The following is a 14,075-nucleotide window of genomic DNA, read 5'->3' on the forward strand; positions in this document are numbered from 1 at the left end:
GCAGGTCGTGACAGTGGTCGACACCAATGTTGGTGGGTGTGGCATGAGCGGATGTGCTGGCCCGAGTACATCGCCTCCGTCCATAGTGGGCGCACCACCGTGCACCGGACCTGCCCCGACTCGGACACCTGGGGGATTGCCGCCCATGAGCAGAGCCGAACAGCCGTCCCGCAGAAGCGTCCTGGCCGCCGCCGTCGTCGCGGCCGTCGCGGGCGGCTCGGCCCCCGCCACCGCCACCGACGCCACGGCAGACGCCGAGGACCCCGCGCAGGCCCAGACTCGGTTTGTCGACAACCGTGCCTGGACCACGTACGCGGACTGGCGGGGCGGCACCGCCCGCGGCACCCGGCCCGTCGCCGGCTCCCGCCCCGGCGTCGTGCTCGACGCCCCCGTGGGCACCGTCGACTACACCGACCCGCACACCGGCAGGACGGCCACCTGGGAGTACGCGACCTGGACGTCCCCCGTCCACCGGCTCTCCGTCCCCTCGGCCGAGGCGATCGCGTCCTGGAACGCGCACACCCCGGACGGCACCTGGCTCCAGGTCGAGCTGCGGGGGACGTACACGGACGGCACGAACACCCCCTGGTACGTGATGGGCCGCTGGGCCGCCGGTGACCGGGACATCAAGCGCACGTCGGTCGACGACCAGAAGGACGGCAAGAGCAGCATCTGGACGGACACCTTCGCGATCGACGACCCGTCGACGGGCCTGCGGCTGGCGTCGTACCGGCTGCGGCTGACCCTCTACCGCAAGCCGGGCATCAAGAGCACCCTTACCGTGTGGCGGCTGGGCGCGATGGGCTCCGACGTCCCCGACCGCTTCACCGTCCCGGCCACCACGCCCGGCCTGGCCCGGGAGCTGGCCGTGCCGCGCTACTCGCAGGACATCCACGAGGGCCAGTACCCCGAGTACGACAACGGCGGCGAGGCCTGGTGCAGCCCCACCTCCTCGCAGATGATCATCGAGTACTGGGGCGGCCGTCTCACACCCGAGCAGCTGGCCTGGGTCGACCCGTCGTACGCCGATCCGCAGGTGTGCCACGCGGCCCGGTTCACCTACGACCACCAGTACGAGGGCTGCGGCAACTGGCCGTTCAACGCCGCCTACGCCGCCACCTTCAAGGGGCTCCAGGGCGTGGTCACCCGGCTCGGTTCGCTCACCGACCTGGAGACGCTGATCGCGGCCGGCATTCCGGCCATGACCTCCCAGTCCTTCCTGGCGAGCGAGCTGACGGGGGCGGGGTACGGGACCGCCGGGCATCTGATGACGGTCATCGGGTTCACGGCGGACGGCGATGTGATCGCCAATGACCCGGCCTCGCCGAGCAACGAGGCGGTGCGACGCGTCTACCGGCGCCGGGATTGGGAGAACATCTGGCTGAGGACCAAGCGGTACAACGCCGCGGGCGCCGTCGTCTCCGGCACGGGCGGCGTCTGCTATCTGTACTTCCCGGCGCAGCCGACCGCTCAGCAGCGCCTGGCGCTCGAGGCTGTGGGCGTGCACTGAGGCGTCCGTCGGGCTGTGAGCAAGGTCTCGGCCGCAAAAGCCCCTGATGCTGGCAAGGTGGACATCATGACCGCGAACGCAGCCACCGCCTCCCGCGCCCGCGCCAGGACGGGCGGGCCCAAGGACGACGGCCCGAAGATCCTCGAGCACATCATGGGCTGGACCCTGGTCGTGGTGGTCGCGATGCTCGTGGCCCAACTTGGACTGCTGTGACCTGATCCCCTGTTCGACCTGACATACTGCGGATGTCCCGCAGCCCGTTGAAGACCAGGGTCGAAATTGAATATCAGCCATCAGCGTGACGCCGAACGTCCCCGGGTGCGGGCCACCGAGCGCTCGCTGGCGCGTCGCGCCGAACTCATCGCCATCGGGCGGAAGTTGTTCGCCGACACGTCCTACGACGCGCTCTCGATGGACGACATCGCCCGGCAGGCGCAGGTGGCCAAGGGGCTGATCTACTACTACTTCCAGTCCAAGCGCGGCTACTACCTGGCGATCATCAAGGACTCCGTCGCCGACCTGGTCACCTACGCCGCGAGCGGTCTCGAACTGCCGCCGGTGGACCGCGTCCACCGCACGATCGACAGCTATCTGCGCTACGCCGAGCACAACCAGGCCGCCTACCGCACCATCGTCAGCGGCGGCGTCGGCTTCGATGCCGAGGTGCACGCCATCCGGGACGGGGTGCGCGAGGCGATCGTCGCGACCATCGCCGAAGGTGCGTACGGCAGCAGCGACATCGCCCCGCTGGCCCGCATGGGCCTGCTCGCCTGGGTGTGCAGCGTCGAAGGTGCCGCCCTGGACTGGATCGACCACCCCGAACTCTCCCGCGACGTCATGTGCGAACTGCTGGTCAAGTCGCTGGGCGGCGCGATGCGCGCCATCGAAGAACTGGACCCGACCTACCCCGCCCCCCAGCCGGCCCGCCGAGACACCTGAACAGCCCAAGGGGCGGAGGTCTCGTGGTCCCCCGCCCCAAGCCCCCGTGGAACGGGGCTACTTGATCGCCTTGATCAGCTCGCCGCCCGCCGTGTCGCCGCTCAGCTCCCAGAAGAACGTGCCGCCCAGACCCTGCTGGTTCTTGTACGTCATCTTGGTCGCGATGGTCGCGGGGGTGTCGTAACTCCACCAGTTGGTCCCGCACTTGGCGTACGCGGTGCCACCCACGGTGCCGGTCGCCGGGCACTTGGTCTTGAGCACCTTGTAGTCCTCGATGCCGTCCTCCCAGGTGCCGTCCGCCGGGCCGGTCGCGGTGCCGCCGGGTGCCGACTGGGTGACGCCGGTCCAGCCGCGGCCGTAGAAGCCGATGCCGAGCAGCAGCTTCGAGGCGGGAATGCCGAGGCCCTTGAGCTTCGCGATGGTCGCCGAGGAGTGGAAGTTCGCCTTCGGGATGCCGGTGTACGAGGTCAGCGGGGAGTGCGGTGCGGTGGGGCCGGCCGCGTCCCAGGCGCCGAAGAAGTCGTAGGTCATCGGGTTGTACCAGTCGACGTACTGGGCCGCGCCCGCGTAGTCCGCCGCGTCGATCTTGCCGCCCGCGGTCGCATCCGCGGTGATCGCCGCGGTCACCAGGTTGCTCGCGCCGAACTTGGCGCGTAGTGCCTGCATGAGGTTCTTGAAGGCGGCCCGGCCGCTGGTGTCGCAGGTGGCGCCGCAGGCGTTCGGGTACTCCCAGTCGATGTCGATGCCGTCGAAGACATCCGCCCACTTGGAGTTCTCGACCAGGTCGTAGCAGGACTGGGCGAACGCGGCCGGGTTCCTGGCGGCCTCGCCGAAACTGGACGACCAGGTCCAACCACCGAAGGACCAGAGGACCTTGAGGCCGGGGTGCTTCTTCTTCAGTTCGCGCAACTGGTTGAAGGTGCCGCGCAGCGGCTGGTCCCAGGTGTCGGCGACGCCGTCCACCGACTCGGCGGCGGTGTAAGTCCGTTCGGTGGCCGCGTAGTTGTCGCCCGCCGCGCACTTGCCGCCGGTGACATTGCCGAAGGCGTAGTTGATGTGGGTGAGCTTGGCCGCCGAGCCGGAGGTCTCGATGTTCTTGACGTAGTACTTGCGGTCGTAGGTGCCCCACTCCGTGAAGTAGCCGATCACTTTGGACCCGGCGGCTGCCTTCTTGGTGGGCTCGGCGGTGGCGGTGCTCGCGCCGGCGAGGAGTCCCGCGCCGAGGACGGCGCAGCAGACGGCGGACATCAGTGCCCGGAACCGGGCGCGGGGACGGTGGGGAGGGTGCATCGGGTGTCTCCTCGTGGGGGAGAGGGAGCGCGGGCCGATTGGCATGAACGCGGTCAAGCGGTGATGCGCCAGAGTAGGAGGACTAGACCAGTAGGTCAATGGTTCGGACCAATTTTCGGCGGCTGGAATTTACCTGGAGTAAGCGGTCGTTAACTGGTGACGGAGGGCCTTCGATCGGGCATACTCACAGCGCAGAGCCGCTGGTCAGAACCTTCCGCAACCCGGGAGAACCCGAGCACCGGCCCGCATCGAGACAGACCGTCGGAGCCGCCCCACCCACCAGGCGCGCCCGTCAGTGCCCGTCAGGGAGGAGAGCGTCGCCATGACCGACCGCACCCCGCAGCCGGTGGACCGACAACTGCCCACGGACGAGGCACGCGATCTGCTCGCCCTCGTCCGTGACATCGCTCAGCGCGAGATCGCCCCGAAGGCGGCCGAGGAGGAGGACGCCGGACGCTTCCCGCGCGAGATCTTCACCCTGCTCTCGGAATCCGGCCTCCTCGGACTGCCGTACGACTCCGAGTACGGCGGCGGCGACCAGCCGTACGAGATCTACCTCCAGGTCCTCGAAGAGCTGGCCGCGGCTCGGCTCACCGTCGGCCTCGGCGTGAGCGTCCACTCCCTGTCCTGCCATGCGCTCGCCACCTACGGCATCAAGCAGCAGCAGGTCGAGTTCCTGCCCGACATGCTCGGCGGCGGACTGCTCGGCGCGTACTGCCTGTCCGAGCCCTCGTCCGGCTCGGACGCGGCCTCACTGCGGACGAGGGCCGTGCGGGACGGCGACGACTGGGTGATCACCGGCACGAAGGCCTGGATCACCCATGGCGGGGTCGCCGACTTCTATATGGTCATGGCTCGCACCGGCGCGGAGGGCGCGCGCGGGATCACCGCGTTCCTGGTGCCCGCCGACGCGGAGGGGCTGAGCGCGGCGGCGCCGGAGAAGAAGATGGGCATGAAGGGGTCGCCGACCGCGCAGGTCCACTTCGACGGGGTGCGGGTGCCCGACGAACGGCGGATCGGCGACGAGGGGCAGGGCTTCGCAATCGCCCTCGCCGCGCTCGACTCCGGGCGGCTCGGCATCGCGGCCTGCGCCATCGGCCTGGCCCAGGCGGCGCTCGACGAGGCGCTTGCGTACGCCACCGGACGGCAGCAGTTCGGGCGGCCGATCTCCGACTTCCAGGGGCTGCGCTTCCTGCTCGCCGACATGGCGACCCAGATCGAGGCGGGCCGGGCGCTCTATCTGGCGGCGGCGCGGCTGCGGGACGCCGGCCGGCCGTTCGCCAAGCAGGCCGCCATGGCCAAGCTGCACTGCACCGACACGGCGATGAAGGTCACCACGGACGCCGTCCAGGTCCTCGGCGGGTATGGCTACACGGCCGACTTCCCGGTCGAGCGCTATATGCGCGAGGCCAAGGTGCTGCAGATCGTCGAGGGCACCAACCAGATCCAGCGGATGGTCATCGCCCGTCATCTCGCAGGTCCCGAGACCCGCTGACCTGACTCAGTCCGCGCGGCGGCGCCGCGAGCCGGGTCCACTCCGGGTCGTGGCGCCCCGGCAGGGTGCGCCCGCGGTCGGCCCACTTGCGCATGAGATCGCGGTAGATGGGGGGATCCTGGGGCTGCGGGGGCGCCGGCGGAACCGGTTTTGCGGGCGCCGGGACGAACACCCGGCGGGCTCGTCCCGTCGCCGGATAGGTGGGGGTCATACCTGGCCAACGCCCGGGTCGATCGGCAGGTCACCGAGCGGCGAAATCGTCTGTGAGTTCGCGGACGTATTGCTCGGTATATGGTTTCCTCCGATTACCTGACATGCCGTCAGTCGCACCGCCTCGGTCGACCTGTCGGCGGACCTGGACGCACTGATCCTGCACCACGGCAGCGTGCGAGCCGTGGTGCAGGGCAGCTACGGGGACTGAGCGAGCCGGCTCAGGCGGCGTGACGTCGCATCACGGGGACCCGCATGGGGCGCGAACCCGGTCCGCCGACGTGCGAGAAGGGCTGCTTGCGCCAGTCCAGCCCCTGCGGAAGCGTCAGCAGCAGGGCGGTGTCCTGCTCCTGGGGCTCGGCCGACTCGTCCGCGGGACGGGCCTCGGAGGCGCGCCGGCCGGTGCCGGCGCAGACCGTGAGCCCGAAGGGGTTCCACGGCGAAGCGCACAGAGCATGCTCCGGCAGGATCTCCTCGTCCGCCAGCAGGGCGATGGGCTGTGCGCAGTCCGGGCAGATCACCCGGTACATCTCGAAGGTGTCGTACGCGTCGAACTCCTCCGCTTCGAGAGCCTCGGCAGCGTCGGGTTCGACGCCCTCCGGCTGGGGCTCGACGACCGGCTGCTGCCTCTTGGGCGCGGTTCGACCAGGGCGCTTAACACTGTGCATGGGATTCTCCCCCTCGGGCTGGGCCGTGACGGCACTGCGGCCTCGACCACAGCAAGCACTTCCCGCCCCGTCTCGGCGTTAATCACGGGAACATCACGGAGAATCCGGCGGGCCTGTGGCGTTCGTCACATGCCATCCGCAGGTGCCCGGGGTGGCACGTTTGTCCCTCAGTCCGCTCACAGGCTGCTCTCGGGCACATCACGAACCGGGTATGACCTGGAGTGCTCAGGTATCCGAGGAGATCAACGGCACTGTAGGTTCTTGCGCCATGGAGGAGCTGGACCGACAGATCGTGCAGCTGCTCGTCAAGGACGGGCGGATGAGCTACACCGACCTGGGCAAGGCCACGGGCCTGTCCACGTCGGCCGTGCACCAGCGCGTGCGCCGGCTGGAACAGCGCGGCGTCATCCGCGGGTACGCGGCGGTCGTCGACCCCGAGGCCGTGGGGCTGCCCATGACCGCCTTCATCTCGGTCAAGCCGTTCGACCCCAGCGCTCCCGACGACATCGCCGAGCGACTGGCCGGCGTGCCCGAGATCGAGGCCTGCCACAGCGTCGCGGGCGACGAGAACTACATCCTCAAGGTCCGGGTGGCCACCCCGCACGAGCTGGAGGAGCTGCTGGCCCGGGTGAGGTCGCTGGCAGGTGTCTCGACGCGGACCACGGTCGTGCTGTCGACGCCGTACGAGGCACGGCCGCCGAGGATCTGAGCGCCCTGCTGACAGACCGCCGCGCGTGAGGCGCGAAACTGTCCCTCATGAGTGAACGCGCCGCTGCCTCCCCCCGCACCGTCCTCCTCCGCCGCGGGGAGGTCCACAGCCCCGCCGATCCGTTCGCGACCGCGATGGTCGTCGAGCGCGGACAGGTCGCCTGGGTGGGCTCCGAAGGTGCTGCCGACGCCTTCGCCGAGGGGGTGGACGAGGTCGTCGACCTCGACGGCGCGCTCGTCACCCCCGCGTTCACCGACGCCCACGTCCACACCACGTCCACCGGTCTCGCCCTCACCGGCCTGGACCTGTCCACCGCTCCCTCCCTCGACGCGGCCCTCGCCGCCGTACGGGACTTCGCCGCCGCCCGCCCGGACGACCGGGTGCTTCTCGGTCACGGCTGGGACGCCGCCCGCTGGCCCGGCGGCCGCCCGCCGACCCGCGCGGAACTCGACGCGGCGACCGGCGGCCGCCCCCTGTACCTGTCCCGCATCGACGTCCACTCGGCGGTCGTCACGACGGCCCTGCTCGATCTGGTCCCCGGCGGGATCACGCGGGCCGACGAACCGCTCACCCGCGACGCCCATCACGCCGTACGCGCCGCCGCGTTCGCAGCCGTGACGCCCGCACAGCGCACCGAGGCCCAGCGCGCCGCCCTCGCGCACGCCGCCTCCGTCGGCATCGGCTCGGTCCACGAGTGCGCCGGCCCCGACATCTCCTCGGAGGACGACTTCACGGGCCTGCTGCGGCTCGCGGCCGAGGAGCCGGGCCCGCGCGTGGTGGGCTACTGGGCCGAGCAGGATGTCGAGAAGGCGCGCGAGCTGGGCGCCATCGGCGCGGCCGGCGACCTGTTCGTCGACGGCTCCCTCGGCTCGCACACCGCGTGTCTGCACGAGCCGTACGCCGACGCCGACCACACCGGCGTCTCCTACCTGGACACCGCCGCGGTCGCCGCCCATGTCGCCGCCTGCACCGAGGCGGGCCTCCAGGCGGGCTTCCACGCGATCGGGGACGCCGCCGTGACGGCCGTGGTGGACGGCGTGCGCGCCGCCGCCGAGAAGGTCGGTCTCGCCCGCGTCCGCGCCGCCCGGCATCGCGTCGAGCACGCCGAGATGCTCACCCCGGACACCGTCGCCGCCTTCGCCGAGCTCGGTCTGACCGCCTCCGTGCAGCCCGCCTTCGACGCGCTGTGGGGCGGCGAGGAGGGCATGTACGCCCAGCGTCTCGGCGTACAGCGGGCTCGCCTGCTGAACCCCTTCGCGGCCCTGCTGCGCTCCGGAGTCCCGCTCGCCTTCGGCTCCGACAGCCCGGTCACGCCCCTCGACCCCTGGGGCACCGTCCGTGCCGCCGTCTTCCACCGGACGCCTGAGCACCGGGTCTCCGCGCGCGCCGCGTTCACGGCCCACACCCGGGGCGGCTGGCGGGCCGTCGGACGGGACGACGCGGGGGTGCTGGTGCCGGGCGCACCCGCGGACTACGCCGTGTGGCGCACCGACGCGCTGGTCGTGCAGGCCCCGGACGACCGGGTCGCACGCTGGTCGACCGACCCCCGCTCCGGCACCCCCGGTCTGCCCGATCTGAGCCCGGGCGCCGACCTCCCCGTCTGCCTGCGGACCGTGGTGGGCGGACGAACCGTGTTTGTACGGCCGGGCGAGTGACGTCACGGGGTGGCGTGCACAAGATCGGCGCCCGGCGCGGTGTCGCTCGACCTGCGTATCCTCCGCACTGACCAGGGCTTTGAGTAGATATCCGCAGGTCAAACGGCTGTTGACAGCCGATGGCGGGGGGCCGGTAGGTTCGGCCCAGTCCACCACCGGACGCCCGACCGGAGAACCTCCGTGCAGTCGTCGCCACGCCGCTGGGTCAGGGACGGTGTCCCCGCACCGGGGCACCGCCACTGGCAGCCAGGCTCAGCGCCCGCGCCGCGACGAGGGAGCGTTCCGGCCGGTCGGGGAGGTGTGACCCGGGTGGGGCCCGGGCGCTCAGTAGACAACGGCCTTTCGGTCGACCCGCAGCCAGCGGGTCCCAGGTCGGCCCGAAGGGCGCCGGGCCCCCATCCGCAGACCCGCGGACGTCATGGATCACAGACGTCGAAAAGGGGACACTTACCCGGCTCTTGCCGAATCGACACCGGTGTACGACCCTTCTGACGCGTCGGCGCAGGCAGCGCCCACTATGGTGGACCCCTGCGCACGGACACGAAGGGGCAGCAGTGAACGACGGCGACGGGACCCTCGCGGCACACAGCCAGGGGAGGCAGTTCGGGCCGCTCGGCACGGCCTTGGTGATCATCCCGACCTACAACGAGGCGGAGAACATCAAGGCGATCGTCGGGAGGGTGCGCAAGGCCGTCCCCGAGGCCCACGTGCTCGTCGCCGACGACAACAGCCCCGACGGCACGGGCAAGTTCGCCGACGAACTGGCCGTCGATGACGACCAGGTCCATGTCCTGCACCGGAAGGGCAAAGAGGGCCTCGGCGCCGCCTACCTCGCGGGGTTCCACTGGGGCATGGAGCACGGCTTCGGCGTACTGATCGAGATGGACGCCGACGGCTCCCACCAGCCCGAGGAACTGCCCCGGCTGCTCACCGCGCTCAAGGGCGCCGATCTGGTGCTCGGCTCCCGCTGGGTGCCCGGCGGCCGCGTGGTGAACTGGCCCAAGTCCCGTGAGTTCATCTCCCGCGGCGGCAGCCTCTACTCGCGCGTGCTGCTCGACGTCCCCATCCGTGACGTCACCGGCGGCTACCGCGCCTTCCGCCGCGAGACCCTGGAGGGCCTCGGCCTCGACGAGGTCGCCTCCCAGGGCTACTGCTTCCAGGTCGACCTGGCCCGCCGCGCGATCAAGGCCGGGTACCACGTCGTCGAGGTCCCCATCACCTTCGTGGAGCGCGAGCACGGCGACTCCAAGATGAGCCGGGACATCCTCGTGGAGGCGCTGTGGCGGGTCACCACATGGGGCGTGGGGGAGCGGGTCGGCAAGGTCTTCGGCCGGGGCAAGCCGTCACAGTCGTAGCCATACGGCCTCACAGGCACCATTGATCGTCCCCTTATCCCGTACTGAGCCGGACCCAGGCACACTGGACGCATGACGACTGGCGCTCCGCCCCCCACCCACCCCGCACGGCCCCGGCGCTCCCGGCTGCGCACCTTCCTGCCGCTGTCCATCGCCGCCTGGCTGGTGCTGGAGATCTGGCTGCTGACCGTGGTCGCGGGCGCCTCCAGCGGGTTCACGGTGTTCCTGCTGCTGCTCGCCGGGTTCGTGCTCGGCGCGGTGGTCATCAAGCGGGCCGGCCGCCGTGCCTTCCGGAACCTCACCGAGACGCTGCAACAGCAGCAGAGCGGTGCGACGCCGCCCCCGGCCCCGTCGGGCAACAGCGAGGGCAACGGGCTGATGATGCTCGGCGGTCTGCTGCTGATGATCCCCGGCCTGGTCTCGGACGCGGTGGGTCTGATCCTGCTGGTCCCGCCGGTCCAGAAGGCCATCAGCCGGTATGCGCAGCGCACCTTCGAGCGCACACTGCGCGAGGCTGGTTCCGGCACCCTGGGCGACGCCTTCCAGCAGGCGCGCATGCACCGCCCCGACGGCAAGGTCGTGCAGGGTGAGGTCATCCGGGACGAGCCGGGGGACGCCCCGCAGGGTCCGCGCCCGCCGCTCACGGGCTGAGGCCCCCCGGGCACACGAAAACCGCGGGCGCCGTACGTCAATCTCACGTACGGCGCCCGCGGTTGTGTGCGTGTGTTGCTTACTGCCCAAGCCCCGCAGGAATCACGCGGACTTGCGGCTGTCGCGCGGATGTACCGCGATGTTCATCGCACCGGACCGCAGAACTGCCAGACGCTCCTCAAGGACCTCTTCGAGCTCCTCGCGGGTGCGCCGCTCCATCAGCATGTCCCAATGTGTACGCGCGGGCTTGGCCTTCTTTTCCTCAGGGCCGTCGCCGTCAACGAGGAGTGCCTGGGCCCCGCAGACCTTGCACTCCCACTCCGGCGGGATCTCCGCCTCGACCGAGAAGGGCATCTCAAAGCGATGCCCCTTCTCGCATGCGTACTCCACGGCCTGGCGCGGGGCCAGGTCGATGCCGCGGTCCGTCTCGTAGCTGGTCACCACGAGGCGCGTGCCGCGAAGAGCTCGCTCACTCATGAATCGTGCCTCCCGGGCTTGTCGCCCACAGGACAGGTGTCGCTGTCGTCGTCATCCGGTCAACGTCCGGTCGGCGGTAAAGATTCCCGTTCCGTGTCCCGTTCCGGGTCATGCGTCGCCGTCGTAGCCGCCCCTTGTTGTACCCACCAGCGCCCGGTTTGTCACATCTGCTAGCAGATGTCACCCAGCGTTTCGGCATCTTTGACGCGCAGTAACGGTACGCCTGGCAGGCCAAACGCGTACACTACCGCCCTTTCGCCTTGAGCGCTAAATCCTGTCCGGAACGGGGTTGCCCGCGTCGGCGATCGCCCGCCGCACCGGAACCCGTGCGAGCAGGGCAAATCCCAGGATGAAGAAGGCCACTAGAGAGATGATCGCGTCCCGATAACTTCCGGTCAGCTGGTAGGTGAGACCGAACAGAAGAGGGCCCAGCCAGCTCATGCCCCGGTCGCTGAGTTCGTACGCCGAGAAGTACTCGGCCTCTTTTCCGGGCGGGACCAGATGCGAGAACAGCGAGCGGGACAGTGCCTGGCTGCCGCCGAGGACGAGGCCGATCCCGGCGGCGAGCACGAAGAACCAGACCGGAGCGCCCGCCGGCAGGAAGTAGCCCGCGCCCAAGGTCACCGTCCAGGCGATCAGTGAGCCGAGGATCGTGCGCTTGGCGCCGTACGCCCGGGCCAGCCGCCCCAGCGCGAGGGCGCCCACCACCGCCAGCACCTGGACCATGAGAATCGCCCCGATCAGCGTCGACTGCCCGAGCCCCAGCTCCTCGGAGCCGTAGACGGAGGCCTGGGAGATCACCGTCTGGATGCCGTCGTTGTAGACGAGATACGCCAGCAGGAACGCCAGCGTCAGCGGATGGCGGCGCATGTCGCGGACGGTCGCCGCCAGCTGCCGGAATCCGGGGGCGGTCGCCTCCTTCGCCGTGGACCGGCGGTCGCGCAGCCGTCGTAGCGGGATGAGGGTGAACGCGCCCCACCACAGGCCGGCCGAGGCGAGACAGATGCGGACGGCGGTGCTCTCCGAGACACCGAAGGTGTCATGGGCGAGATAGAGCACCAGATTCAGTACGAGGACCAGCGCGCCCGCCGCGTAGCCGAACGCCCAGCCCCGGGAGGAGACCGCGTCGCGTTCCTCGGGCGGGGCGATCTGCGGCAGGTAGGAGTTGTAGAGCATCATCGCCACGGACTGGGCGGCATTGGCGACGATCAGCAGGAGGCCGCCGAGCAGATAGCGGTTCCCGTCGAGGAAGAACATCGCTGTCGTCGCCGCGGCCCCCACGTAGGCGGCGGTCGCGAGGAGCGGCTTCTTGCGGCCGGTGCGGTCGGCGGCGGCGCCCACCAGGGGCATCACCAGCACGGCCACGATCACCGACAGGGACACCGAGTACGCGAAGAAGGACCCCGCGCGGACCGGAATCCCCAGGGGATGCACGAATCCGTCGCCGTCCGCGGCCTCTTTCGCGACCGAGGTCAGATAGGGGCCCAGGAACACGGTGAGCACACTCGTCGAGTAGACGGAGCACGCCCAGTCGTAGAAATACCAGCCGCGCTGTTCACGCCGCCGATCCGTGGCCTCGTCGGCCGCTTCCGTCCGCACGGTGCCGGTGCCCACCCGTGCCCTCGCTTCCCCGAGAAGGCCAGCGCCTGCCGGGGCTCACACCCAGAGGCCCCGGTCCTCCATGACCTTGCGCAATGTGTCGATGTGATCGGTCATGATGCCATCGACTCCCAGGTCGAGGAGCCGGTGCATGGCGTCGGCCTCGTTGATCGTCCACACATGCACCTGCAGCCCGCGCGCGTGGGCGGTGCGGATGAAGCGGTGGTCCACCACTTGGATGCCGGACTGGGCCTCGGGCACCTGCGCGGCGACCGCCGAGCGGCGCAGCGCCGCCGGGACGCCCCAGGAGCGCAGCCGCAGGTTCAGGACGCCGCGGGTGCCGTACGACGTCGCCAGGCGCGGCCCGGCCAGCCGCTGGGCGCGCACCACGCGCGCCTCGGAGAAGGAGCCGACGCAGATCCGGTCCCAGGTGTTCGTGCGCTCGATCAGCTCGAGAAGCGGGTGGAGCGCGGGCTCGGCCTTCATGTCGACGTTCCAGCGGATGTCGGGAAACTCCTCGAGCAGGTCCTCGAAGAGGGGCACCGGCTCCTTGCCCGCCACGCGCGCGTGCGCCACGTCCTTCCACGGCAGGTCGGCGATCCGGCCCGCCCCGTCGGTCACCCGGTCCAGGGTCGCGTCGTGGAAGGCGACGAGCTTTCCGTCCGACGTGGCGTGGACGTCGGTCTCGAGGTACCGGTAGCCCATCTCCACCGCGCGCCGGAACTGCAGCGCGGTGTTCTCCAGGCCGTCCGCGTCGCCGCCGCGGTGGGCGAAGGCGATCGGGCCGGGATGGTCGAGATAGGGGTGGCGTATCCGGGTGCTCACGGACGAAGTATCGCCCCATGGGGTTGCCCTTCGGCAACGACCGTGCTGCGGCCCGGTGCCGACGGAACGGCGAACACGCGCAGGAAGAGCTGGGCCAGCGGGCCGATCGAGACCGCGTACAGGAGGGTGCCGACGCCGATCGTGCCGCCGAGGGCGAAGCCCGTCACGACCACCGCCACCTCGACGGCCGTCCGCATCAGCCGGATCGAGCGGCCGGTGCGCTGATGCAGCCCGGTCATCAGCCCGTCCCGGGGGCCCGGACCGAAGCGGGCGGCGATGTAGAGGCCGGTGGCCACGCCGTTGAGCAGGATGCCGGCGAGCATGAGGGGGATGCGTACGGCCGGGGAGTGGGCGGCGGGCAGCAGGGCGAGGGTGCCGTCCATGGCGATGCCGACGACGAAGACGTTGGAGACGGTGCCGAGGCCGGGACGCTGGCGCAGCGGGATCCACAGGAGCAGGACCGCCGCGCCGACCACGATCGACACCACGCCGATCGTCAGGCCCGTCAGCTCGGCCAGGCCCTGGTGCAGCACGTTCCACGGCTCGAGCCCCAGGCCAGCCTCCACGAGGAGGGCCGAACTCGCTCCGTAGAGCGCGAGACCGGCATACAGCTGGATCAGTCGGCGCGTCAATTGGCCCTTCGCGGACAAGACGTTCCCCCCTGGTGGTCGTTGTGGCCTGATGCATGACAC

Annotated in this window: 15 protein-coding genes; 8 read left to right on the forward strand and 7 right to left on the reverse strand. The window is 70.5% G+C overall.

What is annotated here, in order from left to right:
• Window positions 1–145: 145 nt before the first annotated feature.
• The 3 genes from AB0I98_RS30635 (at window position 146) to AB0I98_RS30645 (ending at window position 2,449) form a co-directional block, all read left to right on the forward strand.
• On the forward strand, window positions 146–1,510 hold the full coding sequence (locus AB0I98_RS30635; RefSeq protein WP_362947683.1) for a peptidase C39 family protein: 1,365 nt from the start codon (window positions 146–148) through the stop codon (window positions 1,508–1,510).
• Between the two features lie 66 nt (window positions 1,511–1,576).
• A complete protein-coding gene (locus tag AB0I98_RS30640; protein WP_362947685.1) occupies window positions 1,577–1,723 on the forward strand; it encodes an SCO1431 family membrane protein in 147 nt (48 codons plus the stop codon).
• Between the two features lie 66 nt (window positions 1,724–1,789).
• Window positions 1,790–2,449, forward strand: a complete 660-nt coding sequence (locus tag AB0I98_RS30645) for a TetR/AcrR family transcriptional regulator (RefSeq protein WP_362947686.1) — start codon at window positions 1,790–1,792, stop codon at window positions 2,447–2,449.
• 57 nt (window positions 2,450–2,506) lie between these two features.
• Here the strand turns inward: AB0I98_RS30645 and AB0I98_RS30650 are convergent, their stop codons facing one another.
• On the reverse strand, window positions 2,507–3,739 hold the full coding sequence (locus AB0I98_RS30650) for a glycoside hydrolase family 18 protein (protein WP_362947688.1): 1,233 nt from the start codon (window positions 3,737–3,739) through the stop codon (window positions 2,507–2,509).
• Between the two features lie 322 nt (window positions 3,740–4,061).
• Here AB0I98_RS30650 and AB0I98_RS30655 point away from each other — a divergent pair, with 322 nt between their 5' ends.
• Window positions 4,062–5,234, forward strand: coding sequence for an acyl-CoA dehydrogenase family protein (locus AB0I98_RS30655; protein WP_362947689.1), 1,173 nt, complete (start codon window positions 4,062–4,064; stop codon window positions 5,232–5,234).
• Here AB0I98_RS30655 and AB0I98_RS30660 read toward each other — a convergent pair.
• Both AB0I98_RS30660 and AB0I98_RS30665 read right to left on the reverse strand, forming a co-directional pair.
• Complete coding sequence (locus AB0I98_RS30660) at window positions 5,197–5,445, reverse strand: hypothetical protein (protein WP_362947691.1); 249 nt, start codon at window positions 5,443–5,445, stop codon at window positions 5,197–5,199. The genes AB0I98_RS30655 and AB0I98_RS30660 overlap by 38 nt on opposite strands.
• Before the next feature lie 220 nt (window positions 5,446–5,665).
• Window positions 5,666–6,112: a hypothetical protein gene (locus AB0I98_RS30665; protein WP_362947693.1), complete on the reverse strand. Its 447-nt coding sequence runs from the start codon at window positions 6,110–6,112 to the stop codon at window positions 5,666–5,668.
• 268 nt (window positions 6,113–6,380) lie between these two features.
• On the opposite strand from AB0I98_RS30665, the gene AB0I98_RS30670 reads away from it, so the two are divergent.
• The 4 genes from AB0I98_RS30670 to fxsA all read left to right on the forward strand — a co-directional run bounded on the left by AB0I98_RS30670 (window position 6,381) and on the right by fxsA (window position 10,482).
• Window positions 6,381–6,821 carry an Lrp/AsnC family transcriptional regulator gene (locus tag AB0I98_RS30670; RefSeq protein WP_039932055.1) on the forward strand — a complete coding sequence of 147 codons (441 nt, stop codon included), beginning with the start codon at window positions 6,381–6,383 and terminating at the stop codon, window positions 6,819–6,821.
• 47 nt (window positions 6,822–6,868) lie between these two features.
• A complete protein-coding gene (locus AB0I98_RS30675) occupies window positions 6,869–8,476 on the forward strand; it encodes an amidohydrolase (protein ID WP_362947695.1) in 1,608 nt (535 codons plus the stop codon).
• A 554-nt stretch (window positions 8,477–9,030) separates the two neighbouring features.
• A complete protein-coding gene (locus AB0I98_RS30680; RefSeq protein WP_362947697.1) occupies window positions 9,031–9,831 on the forward strand; it encodes a polyprenol monophosphomannose synthase in 801 nt (266 codons plus the stop codon).
• Window positions 9,832–9,903: 72 nt separating this feature from the next.
• Complete coding sequence (gene fxsA, locus AB0I98_RS30685) at window positions 9,904–10,482, forward strand: FxsA family membrane protein (protein ID WP_362947698.1); 579 nt, start codon at window positions 9,904–9,906, stop codon at window positions 10,480–10,482.
• Between the two features lie 102 nt (window positions 10,483–10,584).
• Here the strand turns inward: fxsA and AB0I98_RS30690 are convergent, their stop codons facing one another.
• From AB0I98_RS30690 to AB0I98_RS30705, 4 genes are all read right to left on the reverse strand, one after another.
• Window positions 10,585–10,959, reverse strand: coding sequence for an RNA polymerase-binding protein RbpA (locus AB0I98_RS30690; protein ID WP_003977404.1), 375 nt, complete (start codon window positions 10,957–10,959; stop codon window positions 10,585–10,587).
• Between the two features lie 267 nt (window positions 10,960–11,226).
• Window positions 11,227–12,573, reverse strand: coding sequence for an MFS transporter (locus AB0I98_RS30695; RefSeq protein ID WP_362947699.1), 1,347 nt, complete (start codon window positions 12,571–12,573; stop codon window positions 11,227–11,229).
• A 42-nt stretch (window positions 12,574–12,615) separates the two neighbouring features.
• Entirely contained in the window at window positions 12,616–13,383 is a 768-nt protein-coding gene (locus tag AB0I98_RS30700) for a glycerophosphodiester phosphodiesterase (protein ID WP_362947701.1), read from the reverse strand.
• Window positions 13,380–14,033, reverse strand: coding sequence for a hypothetical protein (locus tag AB0I98_RS30705; protein WP_362947702.1), 654 nt, complete (start codon window positions 14,031–14,033; stop codon window positions 13,380–13,382). The genes AB0I98_RS30700 and AB0I98_RS30705 overlap by 4 nt, the downstream gene beginning before the upstream one ends.
• Window positions 14,034–14,075 lie beyond the last annotated feature (42 nt).

Origin of the sequence: Streptomyces sp. NPDC050211, assembly GCF_040656035.1 — a bacterium.
GTDB lineage: Bacteria > Actinomycetota > Actinomycetes > Streptomycetales > Streptomycetaceae > Streptomyces.